Origin of the sequence: Mesorhizobium sanjuanii (assembly GCF_002529485.1) — a bacterium.
Classification (GTDB): Bacteria; Pseudomonadota; Alphaproteobacteria; order Rhizobiales; family Rhizobiaceae; genus Mesorhizobium; species Mesorhizobium sanjuanii.
The window spans coordinates 1-15,567 of sequence record NZ_NWQG01000175.1 but is presented as its reverse complement, the minus strand read 5'-3'; the positions used below and the strand labels follow the sequence as shown (position 1 = coordinate 15,567).

The window sequence follows — 15,567 nt, the reverse complement described above, 5'->3', positions numbered from 1 at the left end:
CCCGTAGCTGCCACTTCTCATACAAGCACCATGATAGTCGATTTAAGCGTGATTGTCGCCAAGTCGATGGTCGCGATGGTAAATCCGGTTATAGATTTCCAGCGCCGCCATCGAGCAGTTCCGCGCGGCGCGCCATACCTTGGCGCCGCGCGGCTGAGATGCATGACAAAGGCTAGGCAGCGAAGCGATCGATCACCTCGGCCAGCGGGACGTGGCCGAGGCAGGCGCCTGAACCAGCGGGGTTTTCACCGTCCTCGATAGCTTGTGCGTAAAGTACGGCCGGATCAGCTTCGATGCGGCGGCGCAGTCCAGCCAGCTTTGGATAGGCGGCTGCGTCGACCGCCTGATGGAATTCCGCCCAACGTGCCACGCCGATCAACGTGGTATCTGCCAGTGTCAGCCGGTCGCCGACCAGAAAGTCGGTCTCGGCGATCATGGCCTCGAGCTTGTCGTGGCGTTCGGTAACGGCCTTGCGACCGAAGTCGCATAAGATCGCCTTCAGCGCTGGTTCGTCCGCCGTCATTTCAAATGCCACCCAGAGCGGACTGAAGGCAGCAGTGAAGCCGGTGTTCACGAAGGCCATCAACTGGTGCATCCGGTCGGCTTCCGGCGAGCTAGGGTCGAAGCTGACGCGGCGCTCACCGTCGCGGGCTTCGAGCCATGCGGCAATCGCCATGGTCTCGGTGAGCACCCTGCCCCTGTCAGTGATCAAAACCGGCGTTTCCTGACGGCCGTTGATGCTGGCATAGGCATCGTTCTTCATCTCGGTGAGCATGTCGACGCGACACAGGCGGTAAGGTTGTCCGACGCGTTCGAAGGCAGCGACGAGCCCCATCGAACTTCCCGCCGGGAAGCCATAAAGGAGGATAGGTTCCATTTTTTCTCTTCCATGATTTAGGGATCACGCCGCGCAGCGAAACTTGACCCTAAACGCTGGTCGCCCCATGTAAATTACGCACTATTCTGTAACCAAGCCCGCTACAGGTCCCCATGAAAGATGTCGTCTCGCGCTGCCCGATCGAAGAGACCATGCGTGTGCTCAGCGGGCGCTGGCCGACCCTGCTGCTCTACTATCTGCAGGACGGGACCAAGCGGTTCAGCGAACTCAGACGCGACAACCCGACCGTGTCGCACCGCATTCTGGCGCTGGAGCTGCGCAAACTTGAGGAAGCTGGGATTGTGCGGCGAACGGCGCATCCGGGCTATCCGCTACGCGTCGATTACGACCTCACAGCGCCTGGCCGCAAGCTTGTGCCGCTGATCGATGCCTTGGGCGCCTGGTGGGAACATACAGAAGACGATCGAATCAACCGTCCTCCGACCTCGGAAGCAAATCTCGATACAGCCGCCTAGAGCGGCGGACTTTCAAGTCTAACCGTGCCGCCGCTCTATCTTTTTGTTTGAGCATCGGATTTTCCCAAAACCGGTTCCCACTTTTGGGTCCGATGCTCTAGAACCATCGGTTCGACTGACATTTTCGCCGCCCTGCCCGGCAAAAGCCATGATCGCGACTATGTCAGGCAAGCATGACCCTTGCGAAAATCGAGAATCAACAAGCAAACTTGAACCGGCGCACGCTGCTGACGGGTGTCGGCCTTGCCGCGCTCGCCGGCATCGCCGCCTGCAGCACCGTCTCAGTGCCGGTCGGCGAAGGCGCAGGTGTGTCGTCCTCGGCCACGGCGATATTGGCCGGAATCCGTGCGTCTGCCGGGCTGCCGGCGCTGGTTGCAGACGCACAACTCGAACAGGCGGCTCTCCAGCAGGCCGGCTACATGGCGTCACGGGCGCGCATGAGCCACACCACGGGCTGGAGCAAGGATTTCGCCTCACGCATGAAAGGCAACGGGGTGCGGGGCGCCGCGGCCGAGAACATCGCCGAGGGCCGCTTCGACCAGCAGAAAGTGTTCGACGTCTGGATGCATTCGGCCGGCCACCGCCGCAACATGCTCGATCCGGATTTCAGCCGCTTCGGCCTCGCCTATGTACGCGACGGGCGCGACGGCGCGATCCGCTATTGGTGCCTGGTACTGGGGGCATAGTACGTTCTGCCGCCACCTGCCGCTAGTCTTTGGGACCGCCGAGCAATTTCTCGATGTCCCGCGCCGAGATCGGCTTGCTGAAATGATAGCCCTGCATTTCATCGCAGTTGTTCTCGCGCAGGAAGGCCACCTGATGGTCTGTTTCAACGCCCTCGGCAATGACCCTCAGATTGAGCTTCTGACCTAACGAAATCACGGCGCTGGCGACAGCCTGATCATTCTCGTCGGTGGCGAGATCGTTGATGAAGGACTTGTCGATCTTCAGCCGCGCAACGGGAAAGGTCTTGAGCGCACTCAGGCTTGAATAGCCCGTTCCGAAATCGTCGATGGATATTTGAACGCCCAGGTTTTGCAGTGCGTTCATCGTGGCGACCGCCACGTCGATGTCCTGCATGATAAGGCTCTCGGTCACTTCCAGCTCGAGATATCTGGCCTCCAGACCGCTGGCCCTCAGCGCATCGACGACACGGCCGATCAGGTTCCTTTCCCTGAATTGCCGTGCCGACACATTCACGCAGACGGTCATGGACGGCAGGCCCGCGTCCTGCCACTCCTTGTTCTGCCGGCAGGCCTCGTGCAAGACCCAGTCGCCGATCGGCACGATCAACCCTGTCTCCTCGGCCGTCGGAATGAAGGCGCCAGGCGCCACCATGCCCCGCGTGGGGTGTTTCCAGCGTATCAACGCTTCGACCGCGAAGACCTGCCCCGATCGAAGATCGACCTGCGGTTGATAGAGCAGCGTGAACTCGGAACGGGCCAGCCCGTTTCGCAATTCCTCCTGGAGCACGAATTTCTCTTGCGTCCTGATGTTGAATTCGGGAGCGTAGAACTGGAAATTGTCTCGGCCGAATTCTTTCGCGCGATACATGGCTGCGTCGGCATTGGCCAGCAGCATATCAGGATCTGTTCCATCCTTGGGATAGTTTGCAATGCCGATGCTGGCTGTTGCCCTCAGCCGATGCTCGCCAAGGTGGACCGGCTCCGCAATCGACGCCCGGATCTTTTGCAGGGTCTCGGAGATGAGATCGGCGTTCGTCGGCTGGTCGAACAGAACGATGACGAATTCGTCCCCGCCAAGCCGCACGACGGTATCGGTGGCCTTGACGCATTCGACCATGCGGCCGGCAACAATCTTCAGGAGCTCGTCTCCGGCATTGTGGCCGAGCGTGTCGTTGACGAGCTTGAAATTGTCCAGATCGATGAACAGCACCGTCACCCAGCGATCGTATCGTTGCGCATAGAGGACCGCTTGCGAAAGCCGGTCTTCCAGCAAGGCGCGATTGGGAAGCCCGGTCAGCACATCGTGGTTGGCCATGAAGTGTATCTGGTCTTCGGCCAGCTTGCGCTCGATGGCGATCCCGGCAATACGCGTCGTGAAATCGATGAGCCGGGTCTCGGCCTCGACCGGTCCGCGCACCGTCATCGAATACATGGCAAAGACGCCCAGCACTGCGCCCTGGTGTGACAGGATCGGGGTCGACCAGCACGAACGATAGCCGTAGGGGCTTGCCAGTTCACGATAGTCTTCCCAAAGCGGATCCTCCATGATGTCGGTGACAATGACCGGCGCGCGCCGGTAGACGGCGGTTCCGCACGATCCGGTCTTGGGGCCGATGGCGACCCCGTCGATGGCGCTCGTGTAGTCTTTCGCCAAATTCGGCGCAGCGCCGTGCCGCAAGTGGACGCCGTCCTTGTCGAGCAGCAAGACCGACCCGAATATTCCCGTCAACTGCGATTCGACGAGGCGCATGAGGCGCGTGAGCACCTCTTCGAGAGGAGCGCTCATGGCGATCATTTCCAGGATCTGCGCCTGCCCGTCTCGAAGAACGTCGGCTTGCTTGCGGGCGGTGATGTCATGGGCGATGCCAACAAGACCGAAGATCTCATTTTGGGCATTGCGCAACGGCACCTTCGTCGACGAAAGCCATTTGCCGGAGCCCGACGCGTCGACGACGAACTCTTCCTCATCGACCATCGGCCGTCCGCTGCGCAGGACGTTCTGCTCGACGGCTTGGAACGTTCGCGCAAGTTCCGGCGCATGGAGATCGAAGTCGGTCAAGCCGATCATGTCGCTGGTCTTTTCGCGGCCGCTATCGGCTGTAAGAGCCCTGTTGACCACGACGAAGCGGCTTTGCGTGTCCTTGACCCAGAGATAATCCGGCACCCAGTCGATCAGCGTTTGCAGCGAGATGCGCTCGTCGACGATCTGGCGGTTGGCAATAATTTCCGTGATATCCTCATGCGTGGCCACCCAGCTGCCGTCGGCCATGGGCTGATGACAAATCTGAATTGTCCGACCGTCGGTGAGCTCGTTGCTCCAGACCCTTGAATGGTTGGCCGAATTGACCGATCGGGCCAAAGCGAGATAGGCGTCTGCGGCCATCGCGGATGTCCCGGCGGCGACGCGGAGATCGACTATGTCGGCCAACATCAAACCCGGCTGCAGTTGCTCGGGCGCAATGCGGTAGATTTCCGCATAGCGGCGGTTGCACAGGATCAGCCGTTCATCGACGTCGAAAAAGCAGATTCCTTGCGAGATGTTGTCGATCGCCGTCTCAAATCGCAGCGCCTGTCCTTCCAGCGTCGCGATCGTGGCCCTGAGATCGCCTTCGAGGGTTTCGTACGAAACGGTCGCCAGCTTTGCCAGCGCGGCAAGATTGACTGACTCTGGCGCCTCGGAAACTTGCCTGGATGATTTCGTGGCCAAACAGCGCTCCCCCGGTTTGGCGGCTGGAACAAGCAATGACGGTTCGCTCGCCACGCAAAGCAACTGCATATTGGTCAGGATGTACTAATGGCAGGTGAACCAACTTACTCGAAGTCATGACATCTGACGCCGGCTTGCCGTGGAAGATCGTCAATCCTGCCGGCGTCCAAGGCGCGGCCGGTATGTCCAGCCGGCGCCAGACATCAATCCATATGCGCGGCGGGTGCGCCACCGGCGGCCGGACCAGCCTTTGGCTTGCGCAGCAGGAAAACAAACGGGACGGCAAACAGCGTCATCATCATCAGCAGCTTGAAGTCGTTGACGTAAGAGATCATCATCGCTTGGATATTGACCATTCTATCCACCTGCGAAAGCGCCGTCGGATCGCCGCCCGCGGCGGCCGGCGAGACCGCCCAGAGGTTGGGATTGAACGGATTGATAAAAGTCGAGAGCTCGCTGTGGTTGACCTGCGTGTTGCGCACCAGGAGAACCGTCACCACCGACACGCCGATCGACGAGCCAAGATTGCGCACCAGGCTGAATAGCGCCGTGGCATCGGTGCGGAAGCGCGCGTCGAGCGTGGCGAAAGCCACGGTCGACAGCGGCACGAACACCATGCCCATTCCCAGGCCCTGGATGACGCCGGAGGAGAGGATCAGCCAGTTGTCCATCTGCGGCGTGAAGCTGGCCATGGTGTAGAGCGACTGCGCGGTGAGCAGGAAGCCGATGACGACGAGAATCCTGGCATCGACCTTGGTCATGAGCCGCCCGACCAAGAGCATCGCAACCATCGTGCCGATGCCGCGGGGACCTATGACGACACCGATGGTCATGGTCGGATAGCCGAAGATGGTCGCGAGCATTGGCGGCAGCAGCGACATGCTCGCAAGGATGAGCACGCCCATGACGAAAATGAACGCCAGCCCGGTCACGAAATTGCGGTCGAGGAAGATCTTGGGGTCGATGAAGGGATGTTCAGCCGTCATCGTGTGAATGATGAACACCCAGAAGCCGGTCAGCGAAAGACCGAGCTCGATCCAGATCTCGACCGAGGAAAACCAGTCGACCTCGCCGCCGCGATCCAGCATCAGCTGCAGCGCGCCAACGCCGAGCGATATCATGGCGAAGCCGAAGAAATCGAAGCTGCGTATCCGCCTTGCAACGGCCGGCAAGTAGGCGGCCATGCCAAGGAAGGCGAGGATGCCGACCGGCAAGTTGATGAAGAACACCCAGCGCCAGTTGAAATTCTCGGTCAGCCAGCCACCGAGCGTCGGGCCCAGGATCGGCCCCAGCATGATGCCGGCGCCCCAGATGGCCATGGCCTGGCCGTGGCGCTCCTTCGGGTTGATGTCAAGCAGGAAGGTCTGCGACAGCGGCACGATGGCCGCGCCGAAGACGCCTTGCATGAGCCGGAAGAAGACCATGGTCTCCAGGCTCCAGGCGATGCCGCACAGCATCGAGAAGATGGTGAAGCCGACCACCGACGTCAGGAACAGTTCCTTGCGGCCGAAGCGGTCCGCCAGCCAGCCGGTCACCGGCGTCATTATGGCGGCGGCAACGATGTAGGAGGTCAGCACCCAGTTGATGTTGTCGGGAGAGGCGCCAAGATCGCCGGTCATGGTCGGCAGCGCGACGTTGGCGATCGTGGTGTCGAGCGCCTGCATGATCGTCGCCAGCATGAGCGCAACGGTGATCAGGCCGCGATGCGGTACTTCGCGAAACGGTTCTGGCGTGCTCATGATACGGAACTTCCGACAGGTAACAAAAGAATGTACACTAGGTTTCCGGACGGCGAGGCCTTCCGTGTGGAGACCCTCATCGCGGTGGGACGCGACTTATCGATGTGGGGGTTACATCGACCGAGCGTCTCGATTGAGCGGATGCCCGCCGCCCGGAAACCTGAGGACCGAAAAGGCCCGCGTCGGGTTGTCCGGGTTTTGGCCAGGCCGCAACGTGGCCCGGTTCACACCCTCAACCCTTCGCCAACCTTCCATCGGACCAATCCTGTCATTCAGTGCGCCAAAATGGCGAGTAATTCTGTTTAGTGCTCGCCCGCCGTGGCGTGGCCGAAGATCTTGGGAAAGCCGCGCGCAACGCCGGTATCCACGGTGACTGTCGCGCTCATGCCGGTGCGCAGCGCCATCTTGGCGTCGGCATCCGTCAGTTCCAGGCGCACCGGGATGCGCTGGGTGACCTTGACCCAGTTGCCGGTGGCGTTCTGGGCGGGCAGCAGCGAGAACTCGGCGCCCGTGCCGGCGCCAATCGCCTTGACCGTGGCTTCGAAAGTCCGGCCCGGATAGGTGTCAACCACGATCTCGGCCTTCTGGCCGGGCTTCATGTGGGTGAGCTGGGTTTCCTTGAAATTGGCGTCGATCCAGGTGTCGCCGGTTTCGACCAGCGAAAACAGCGGCGTGCCCGAGCCGACATACTGGCCGACCTTGAACGACGAGGCCTGGCTGATGACGCCGTCGGCAGGCGCCTTGACCGTGGTCTGCGCCAGATCGTAGGCAGCCTTGTCGCGCGCGGCGAGTGCCGCCATCACGGTCGGATGCTTGTCCGTCTCGATATCGGGATTGCCGCCAAGTGCAGCCTTGGCGCTGACGATGCCCTGCTGGGCCACAGCCAGTTGCTGCTTGGCCTTGTCGAGATCGTTCCTGGCCTCATCCAGCGAAGACTTGGCATTGATGCCCTTGCGCGCGAGGTCGGCGGCGCGGTCGTACTGCGACTGCGCGTAACCGACTTCGCTGGTGTCGGATTTCTCCTGTGCCACCGCCTGGCTATAGGCCGCGCGCAGTTGCTCGACATTGAGGCGCGCACCGGCCACCGCCGCGTCGGCCTGGGCGAGCGCAATCCGATAGGGCTCGGGATCGATGGCGAACAGCACATCGCCCCGCTTGACAGACTGGTTGTCGGCGATATCGACCTGGACGATGCGGCCCGCCGTATCCGAAGCGATCGACACCTTGGCCTGCTGGAGATTGGCGTTCTCGGTCTCCTGGTAGCGGCCGCCGGTCACCCAGACGTAAGCGCCGCCGGCGATCAGTGCGGCGGGCAGAGCAACCATCAAAAGGAAACGGCCGGCACGGCGCTTCTTCTTCGGCGCCACCGGCGCCGGTGCTACCGGCGGAGCGACCGCCACGGGGCTTGCCGCCGGCTGCGAGGGAGCTTCCATCTCCAGCTCGGCCACATTCTTATTTATCTTGGCTACCGCGTTCATGCTGCTGCGCCTTCCGCACTCTTGATTTTTCCGCAGGACGCCTCGGCATCCGTCAGGTTCTCGACCATCACTTCCAGCGCCTTGATCAGGACGCGGCGATCTTCCGGCGACACGCCGGTCAGCGATACTTCATAGACTTCGCCAGCGAGGCTCTTGACCTCGGCATAGGCCTCGCTCGCCTTCGCGGTCGGAAAGATCATGCGGACGCGGCGGTCGGCGGCGTCGGAACGGCGCTCGATCCAGCCGCCCTCCTCCATGCGGTCGACCAGACGCGACACGCTGATCGGCTCGATTTCGAGAAGCTCGGCGAGCCGCGCCTGCGTGATGCCTTCTTCCTTGGCGACGCGGACCATAAGCCGCCATTGCGCCGAGGAAAGGCCGAGCCCGCTGGCGCGCGCCTCGAAGCGCTTGCGCATCAGGCGCTGCACGTCGTGGATTAAAAAGCCCAATCTGTCGATGCCGTCGGAAACCATAAGCGGTATATATAATAAGCGTGCTTATCATTCAAGACGCCGTGTTGCGCCAGAAGCCCGCAAACCTGCATGACAGCCGTGCGATGCGGTCGTGGTTAGTGATTCATTAACGGCAGAGCGGTTGGACCTGAGTGGGGTCCTGTGGCGGTGAAAGATCAAAGGCGATTGCGAATAAGCATGGTGACGACGAAGACAGCGCCGAGCGAGCTGGTGATGATGCCGATCGGCAGTTCCTGCGGCGGCAGCAGCGTGCGTGCAAGGAGGTCGCTGGCCAAAAGCAGCACCGCCCCGAACAGCGCCGAGCTTGCGATCAGACGCAGATGCAACGGACCTGCGAGCGGCCGGCACAGATGCGGGATCATCAGGCCGACGAAGCCGATGACGCCGGCGACCGAGACCAGGATCGCGGTTGCAAGCGCTGCAACGAGAAAGGTCGTGCGGCGCATGCGCGCCACCGGCACACCGAGGCTTTCGGCGGCATTTTCGCCGGCGAGGAAGGCGTCGAACCTACGGTGGTTCCACAAGCCGTAGGCGAGGATGATGGCCGCGCCAAGAGCGGCCATGCCGATATTGTCCCAGCGCGCCAGCCCGAGCCCGCCCATGGTCCAGAACAGCACCGAATGAGCGGCGCGCTGGTCGCCGGCGAAGACGAGATAGTTGGTGAGCGCGGTGAAGATGAAGGAGACGGCAAGTCCGGCCAGGATCAATCGTTCCGGGCCCTGCCCCCTTACCCGCGACACCAGCAGAAGGACAATGCCGGCGGCCAGCATGCCGCCGGTGAAGGCGGCAATAGGCAAGGTCCAGATGCCGAAACTGTCGCCGAAAACGGTGATGACGGACACCGCGCCGGCGGCCGCACCGGAGGAGAGGCCGAACAGGAACGGGTCGGCGAGGTCGTTGCGCGTCACGGTCTGCAGCAACGCGCCGACGACGCCGAGGCCGGCGCCCACCGCGATCGCCAGCAGCGTGCGCGGCAGCCTGAGGTCGACGACGATCTTGCCGACCGGTCCAGAGACCGGATGCGTGTCCAGTCCGGCCGTATGCGCCAGCGCGCCAACGACGTCCGCCAGCGAGATCACCGTCGAGCCATAGGCGATCGACAACAGCGCAAGAACGGCCATTGCTGCCGCTCCCGCAATTACGAAAAGTCCGAATGCCTTGTGGCGCAAACTCAGAACGCTTCCGGATGCATAGCCCTGGCGATCTTGGCGATCGCCTCGACATTGGCGGGTCCGGGCGTCAGTTCGGCATAGCGCAGCGCCACGAAGCGCTCGTTCTTGACCGCGTCGGTTTCCTTCATCGCCGGGTGGGCCTTCAGGAAATCAAGCAGTTTCCTGTAGCCGGCACCGTCCTGGTAATCGAGCAGGATCAGGAATTGCGGATTGCGTGACGCCACCGTCTCCCAATCCGTATTGCCCCAGCTTGTCTCCATGTCGGCCATGATGTTGTCGCCGCCGGCAGCAGCGATCATGGCGCTCGGGATCGCGAACTTGCCCGCGGTGAAGGGTTTGTCTTCGCCGGAATCATAGAGGAAGACGCGCGTGCCCTTGCGGTCGCCGACCTTCGCGGTGATCTGCGCGAGTTGCGCCTTCCAGCTCGAAACAAGCTTTTGCGCCTCGGCCTCCTTGCCGAAGATCTTGCCCAGCTTTTCGACGTCGCCATAGAGCAGGTCCATCGAGGCGGCGGCCCGGTTCTTGTCGAGATGGACGCAGCTTTCCGTCAGCACCAGCGTCTTGATGCCGTGCGGGGCGAGCGTGTCGGGCGTCACCTCGCCGCCCGGCTTCATGCCGTAATACCAGCCGGCGAAGAAGAAATCGGGCTGGACGGCTACGAGGTTTTCCAGCGTCGGGTATTTTGGCGCCAGCTCCGGGATCGAGCCTTGCTCGGCCTTGAATTCAGGGCCAACCTTGTACCAGCCGGTGATGCCGGTCAGGCCGACGATCGAGGGCTGCAGCTTCAGCGCGAAGGCCATCTCTGCCATGTTGAGATCCTGGATGACGGCGCGCCTGGGCGGCGCGTCGAAGGTCAGCGGCTTGCCGCAACTGTCGACAGTGACCGGAAAGGCGAAGGCCGCCGAGGCCAGCAGCGAAAAGGCAAGCGAGAGGACGAAGCGCTTCACGGGGTATTGCTCCTTGGGTTCAGGGAAATTTGTCCGGATGGCGAGGACGCACGGTTGGGAACGTCGAAGACGGTAAGCTCGCGGTCTTCGGTCGGGTGGCGCAGGCGGAACACATCGATGCCGAACACGTCGCGGATCAACTCTTGGGTCAGTGCGTCGTGCGGTGCGGCCAGCACTTGCAGCCGGGCGTTGTTCATCATCGCAACCCTGGTGGCGAAGGGCGCCACCAGGGCGAGATCGTGCAGCACCGCCACTACGGTCATGCCGAAACCGGCGACCAGTTCGAGAAGCTCGCCGCGAGCACGCGGATCGAGGTGGTTGGTCGGCTCGTCGAGGAACAGGATTCTTGGCTCCTGGGCGATGGCGCGGGCCAGTTGGGCGCGCTGGCGCTCGCCGCCTGAGAGCTCGCCGATGGTGCGGCCAAGCAGCGGCAGCAGGCCCGTTGTGCGCAGCGCCTCGACGACGATGTCGCGCTCTTCCAGCCTGCGTCTGAAGCCGGCATGCGGAACACGGCCAAGTTCGACATAGTCGATCAAGGCGAGCCTGGGATCGGGCTGGTCGGTCTGGCCGACGACCGCCATGCCAAGCGCCCGCTCGGCCGGCGTGATCCTGTCGAGACGGCGCCCCGACAGACGCACCTCACCGGCACTCGGCGGCAGTGCGCCGCACAGCATGCGCAAAAGCGTGGTCTTGCCGGCGCCATTGGGGCCGATAATGGCCAGACGCTCGCCCGCCGACACGGAAAGGCTCACGCCATCAACCAGGTTCCGGCCATTCGCTGTCGCGGTCACGTCGCGGGCTTCGAGAAGGAGCGCGCTCACCGGTGGCGCCCCATTGGATCGCGCGGACCCGGCGTACGGGTCGGAACCCCGCCGGTTGGATCGCGGCGAAGCAAGCACAAAATGGTGCAGTGGATGGTCTCTGAGACGCTCACCTTCCGTCACTTTCTCAACTGGCGACGGAAGGAAGCTCAGCCGATCGGACGACAGACCGATGGCTTACGTCTCCTCCCGGCACACCCCGTCCGGTCAACTCAGCTGATGGCAGGTCTCCTGGCTCGCGGGTCTCGGCTTCATCCTGCCTTCCCAGCCTTGCCGGCCAGTGGCATTCTGCGGATGTTGCTCGCCGCTTACAGTTGCGGGGGCAGCCACGGCCTCGACCCGAAAGCAGGTCTCACCGTGTTCCCTTTTCACCCCTCGCCTTTCGACTCGGGGAACCATCGTCCTTTCAGCCTAGATTTTCCCCGACCGCGCCGCAACGGTTTTTGATTGCGCTTGCAGGCATCGGAACATCGTATGTAATAATATTACATAACAAACATCGGCTTGTGCTGTCAACCGGTCGGCCAAACGTTCTCGTTTCGATTTTTCTCGATGAAAGGTCCGCCGCGGGCAGGCGCCCGACCGCGGGAAGCCCGCTATAGCTCCAGGTTCCAGTTCTGGCCGACCAGATCCTTGCCGAAGGAATGGTGGCGTTCCTCCTCGGCAAGCTTGAAGCCCGCCGCCTCATAGATGCGGCGTGCCGAGACGAGAATGTCGTTGGTCCACAAGGTCAGCGTTCTGTAGCCCTTGGCGCGGGCAAAGCCGATGCATTCCTCGACCAGCCGCTTGCCGATGCCGAGGCCGCGCGCCGAAGGTTCGACATAGAGCAGGCGCAGCTTCGCCACCTCATCCGACTTGCGCACGAGAAAGACCGAGCCGACCACCTCGCCTTCCCGTTCGGCGATCCAGCTGCGCTCCCATTTCGGATCGAAGGATTTCACGAAAGCGCCGAGGATCTCGGCGACCAGCGCCTCATAGGTTTCGTCCCAGCCATAATCCTGCGCGTAGATGAGACCCTGGCGGCGCACGATCCAGCCGACATCGCCGACCTGCAAGGGTCGCAGCAGATAGGGCACCTTCGGCTCGGCACTGTCGCCGCCCAGCAGGCGCTGCACCGTCTGCATGGCCTTGACCAGCCTGTCCTGGTCCGATGCCGCCAACCGATCGAGCAAGGCGGCCACCTGATCGTGCGAATCCCGGTTCAGCGGCGCGAAGGCCCGCCGCCCGGCCGGTGTCAGTGCGATCGACGAACGCCGCGCATCGGCTTCTATCGCGGCGCGCTCCACTAGGCCGCGTTCCTCGAACTTCTTCAGCAGCCGGCTGAGATAGCCGGGATCGAGGCCGAGATCGCGCGCAAGATCGGTGGCGGTCAGGCCATCGCGATGCGCCAGTTCGTAAAGCACCCGTGCCTCGGTCAGCGAGAAGGCGCTTTTCAGCCACCCTTCATCGAGCAGCCCGATCTGACGGGTGTAGAAGCGATTGAAGGCCCGCACCGCATCGATCCGTTCGTTGCCGGAGTAATGATGAATCGTCATGGGATCCTCCTGTCCGCACAGGATCAATCAATTATTTGACCTAGTCAAGTATCTGGGGACGGGGCCAGAACATCGCGATGTGGACGATTATCTTAATTGCCGGATCAGCCCCTCGAAACCATCGGCCAGATGAGCGGCGCCGGCCGCAAACATTTTCACGAGGTTTTTCGGCCGGCCAGGGGTCTTGTTGGCATCCAGCAGCACGGCCCTGCCCTCATGCATGACGAAATCGAACTTGCCGTAGTCGAAGCCAAGCTCGTGTCGCAGCGCACGCATTTCCTGGGGAACAGGCACCGGTTCGCGGCGGATCGTTTCGGACGCCTTGACCAGGGCATTCGGCGAGACGTAGCGGGTGCAGCGTTCGCTCTCTCCGCAAAATACCCAGAACCGCGCCGCAAAACCATCAGGTTCCTTTTCCGGAATGAACTTGTCCACGACCAGATCGTCGCGCTCGAAGACGCCATCGGGAACATCGCCTAGGGAATCATAGACCTCATAAGGCTGCAGTGTCGGCACCTCCGGAAACGGTAGCTGCTTGCTTGCGCGCTGCGCTCGCCGATTGAGGAATCTCTCCGGAATGCCCTGATTGTTGAGATTGCTTTTGACAATGACCGGACCTTGCCAGGCGTCTCCCCGGTTCAGCAACGCTTCGCTGACCCGTCGTTTGGAAATGTCGGCCGTCGCGACATTGAGGCAGAATGGAAAACTGCGGGCATAGTCGAGATAGTCCGCGGGCGTTATCGTCGCATCGACATGCAGAACGGCGATGTCGGCGCTGGATGTCTTCGACAGACCTTGCTCGATCCGCACCGAGTGGCCGCGTCTTTTCAGTTCCGCCAGAACATCGAAAAGCATGTACGGACTGTCCCTGCGCAGCAGGATGTCGCGACCGCTCTGGAACCTGTCATGTTCATGAGTTATCACGACGATACGCGCCACAGCCGCCCTTTTAGCTTGCCTACCGATTTCCATTAAGCGATGGCTAATATCAAAGCCAGAATTCTCGTTTTGCAATCGACTTGAATGACAAATCATTGGGACAATTATCATCGTCATTGGATGCTTCTGGACGCGCCGCTTCGGCCGCCCCCGGAAACGGTTGCAATATTCGAGCGCGAGCTTGATCTGGCCGACGCCGACGTTCTCCTCCTGGGAGTGACGCCCGAACTGGCCGTGCTGGGCAGATCGATGCTGGCGATCGATCAGTCGGCGGCCATGATTTCCGGCGTATGGGCCGGCGACAATGCCTCGCGCAGGGCGGTGGCCGGCAATTGGCTGGATCTGCCCGTTGGCAGCGCAAGTGCCGATGCGGTCATAGGCGACGGCTGCCTGTCGGCCGTCGACTCCAAGATGGCCCGCGATACGCTGCTTGGCGAAATCGCAAGGGTGTTGAAGCCCGGCAGGCGCGCAGCGATCCGCGTTTTCGCCAGCCCGGAGATGACCGAGGACTTGCCGGGCATCGAAGCCCAGGTTCTGGCTGGCGGCATCGAGAATTTCCACGCGCTCAAATGGCGGATCGCGATGGCGTGCACGACCGGCGGCTCCGACTGCGCAATCGAGGTACGGACGATCCGTGACACGTTCGACCGCCTGTTCCCCGATCGCGAGGCACTTGCCGCCCGGACGGGATGGAGCATCGCGTCGATCAACACAATCGACGTCTACGCTGGCTCCGACACGAGCTACAGTTTCGCAAAGCTGGCCATGCTGGTCGATGAGGCGAATGTCTGGTTCGACGACGTGCGCATCGTGCCGAGCGGCTCCTATCCGCTGGCGGAACGGTGCCCGCTTCTGGTGCTTGGATCGCCGAAGCAATCGACAAAGCACAAATAGGATCTTCTTCGGCGTCGATCGGCTCACGAGCGCCTTGACTCTCGCATGCCGCCAGCCTATTTCAGCGCCACGTTAGCACTCGCCTTTGGTGAGTGCTAACCACATGTCCGGCACCGCCGGATGGAGGAACTGTTCTCACCAGTCTCATTCGAGGAAGAAAAAATGGCAAAGTCGAAGTTCCGCCCGCTTCATGACCGCGTGGTCGTACGCCGGGTCGAATCCGAATCCAAGACCGCCGGCGGGATCATCATCCCGGATACGGCGAAGGAAAAGCCGCAGGAAGGCGAAATCATCGCCGTCGGCTCCGGCGCCCGCGACGAAGCCGGCAAGCTCGTCCCTCTGGACGTCAAGGCCGGCGACCGCATCCTGTTCGGCAAGTGGTCGGGCACCGAAGTCAAGCTCAATGGCGAAGACCTTCTGATCATGAAGGAATCCGACATCATGGGCATCATCGGCTGAATATCGGCCTCACGTTCAACTTGAATCTTCGGGCTTAATCCAAGCCCCTGCCAGGAGCTAAACATGGCTGCCAAAGACGTAAAATTCTCCCGCGATGCCCGTGAGCGCATGCTGCGCGGCGTCAACATCCTCGCCGACGCGGTGAAGGTCACGCTCGGCCCCAAGGGCCGCAACGTCGTCATCGACAAGTCGTTCGGCGCTCCGCGCATCACCAAGGACGGCGTCACCGTCGCCAAGGAAATCGAGCTTGAGGACAAGTTCGAGAACATGGGCGCGCAGATGGTCCGCGAAGTCGCTTCGAAGACCAATGACATCGCCGGCGACGGCACCACGACCGCGACCGTTCTGGCGCAGTCGATCGTTC

15 protein-coding genes and 1 riboswitch are annotated in these 15,567 nt (G+C 62.0%); of the genes, 5 read left to right on the top strand and 10 right to left on the bottom strand.

Annotated features, from left to right (window positions below; genetic code table 11):
- Positions 1–172: 172 nt before the first annotated feature.
- The gene (locus CN311_RS23825) at positions 173–877 is read right to left on the bottom strand and encodes a glutathione S-transferase family protein (RefSeq protein ID WP_097576133.1); all 705 of its coding nucleotides are present in this window, start codon (positions 875–877) and stop codon (positions 173–175) included.
- Between the two features lie 113 nt (positions 878–990).
- On the opposite strand from CN311_RS23825, the gene CN311_RS23820 reads away from it, so the two are divergent.
- A complete protein-coding gene (locus CN311_RS23820) occupies positions 991–1,353 on the top strand; it encodes a winged helix-turn-helix transcriptional regulator (RefSeq protein WP_097576132.1) in 363 nt (120 codons plus the stop codon).
- Positions 1,354–1,526: 173 nt separating this feature from the next.
- Positions 1,527–2,039, top strand: a complete 513-nt coding sequence (locus tag CN311_RS23815; RefSeq protein WP_097576131.1) for a CAP domain-containing protein — start codon at positions 1,527–1,529, stop codon at positions 2,037–2,039.
- A gap of 22 nt (positions 2,040–2,061) precedes the next feature.
- Here the strand turns inward: CN311_RS23815 and CN311_RS23810 are convergent, their stop codons facing one another.
- The 9 genes from CN311_RS23810 to CN311_RS23770 all read right to left on the bottom strand — a co-directional run bounded on the left by CN311_RS23810 (position 2,062) and on the right by CN311_RS23770 (position 13,967).
- Entirely contained in the window at positions 2,062–4,746 is a 2,685-nt protein-coding gene (locus tag CN311_RS23810; RefSeq protein WP_097576130.1) for an EAL domain-containing protein, read from the bottom strand.
- Positions 4,747–4,949: 203 nt separating this feature from the next.
- The gene (locus CN311_RS23805; RefSeq protein ID WP_097576129.1) at positions 4,950–6,485 is read right to left on the bottom strand and encodes a DHA2 family efflux MFS transporter permease subunit; all 1,536 of its coding nucleotides are present in this window, start codon (positions 6,483–6,485) and stop codon (positions 4,950–4,952) included.
- A gap of 302 nt (positions 6,486–6,787) precedes the next feature.
- Positions 6,788–7,963 carry an HlyD family secretion protein gene (locus CN311_RS23800; RefSeq protein ID WP_097576128.1) on the bottom strand — a complete coding sequence of 392 codons (1,176 nt, stop codon included), beginning with the start codon at positions 7,961–7,963 and terminating at the stop codon, positions 6,788–6,790.
- The gene (locus CN311_RS23795) at positions 7,960–8,436 is read right to left on the bottom strand and encodes a MarR family winged helix-turn-helix transcriptional regulator (RefSeq protein ID WP_097576127.1); all 477 of its coding nucleotides are present in this window, start codon (positions 8,434–8,436) and stop codon (positions 7,960–7,962) included. The genes CN311_RS23800 and CN311_RS23795 overlap by 4 nt, the downstream gene beginning before the upstream one ends.
- 155 nt (positions 8,437–8,591) lie before the next feature.
- The gene (locus CN311_RS23790; protein ID WP_097576126.1) at positions 8,592–9,557 is read right to left on the bottom strand and encodes a FecCD family ABC transporter permease; all 966 of its coding nucleotides are present in this window, start codon (positions 9,555–9,557) and stop codon (positions 8,592–8,594) included.
- Positions 9,558–9,607: 50 nt separating this feature from the next.
- A complete protein-coding gene (locus CN311_RS23785; RefSeq protein WP_097576125.1) occupies positions 9,608–10,555 on the bottom strand; it encodes an ABC transporter substrate-binding protein in 948 nt (315 codons plus the stop codon).
- Positions 10,552–11,376, bottom strand: a complete 825-nt coding sequence (locus CN311_RS23780; RefSeq protein ID WP_097576124.1) for an ABC transporter ATP-binding protein — start codon at positions 11,374–11,376, stop codon at positions 10,552–10,554. Before CN311_RS23780 ends, CN311_RS23785 begins: the two co-directional genes overlap by 4 nt.
- Before the next feature lie 204 nt (positions 11,377–11,580).
- A riboswitch (cobalamin riboswitch) is annotated at positions 11,581–11,791 on the bottom strand.
- A 181-nt stretch (positions 11,792–11,972) separates the two neighbouring features.
- Positions 11,973–12,911, bottom strand: coding sequence for a bifunctional helix-turn-helix transcriptional regulator/GNAT family N-acetyltransferase (locus tag CN311_RS23775; RefSeq protein ID WP_097576123.1), 939 nt, complete (start codon positions 12,909–12,911; stop codon positions 11,973–11,975).
- Positions 12,912–12,998: 87 nt separating this feature from the next.
- Positions 12,999–13,967, bottom strand: a complete 969-nt coding sequence (locus CN311_RS23770; protein WP_245440929.1) for an ATP-grasp domain-containing protein — start codon at positions 13,965–13,967, stop codon at positions 12,999–13,001.
- A gap of 3 nt (positions 13,968–13,970) precedes the next feature.
- On the opposite strand from CN311_RS23770, the gene CN311_RS23765 reads away from it, so the two are divergent.
- From CN311_RS23765 to CN311_RS23755, 3 genes are all read left to right on the top strand, one after another.
- Positions 13,971–14,744: a class I SAM-dependent methyltransferase gene (locus tag CN311_RS23765; RefSeq protein WP_245440928.1), complete on the top strand. Its 774-nt coding sequence runs from the start codon at positions 13,971–13,973 to the stop codon at positions 14,742–14,744.
- 162 nt (positions 14,745–14,906) lie between these two features.
- Complete coding sequence (groES, locus tag CN311_RS23760) at positions 14,907–15,203, top strand: co-chaperone GroES (protein WP_006203049.1); 297 nt, start codon at positions 14,907–14,909, stop codon at positions 15,201–15,203.
- A gap of 63 nt (positions 15,204–15,266) precedes the next feature.
- The coding region (locus tag CN311_RS23755) for a TCP-1/cpn60 chaperonin family protein (protein ID WP_280954049.1) at positions 15,267–15,567 on the top strand (301 nt) is incomplete at its 3' end.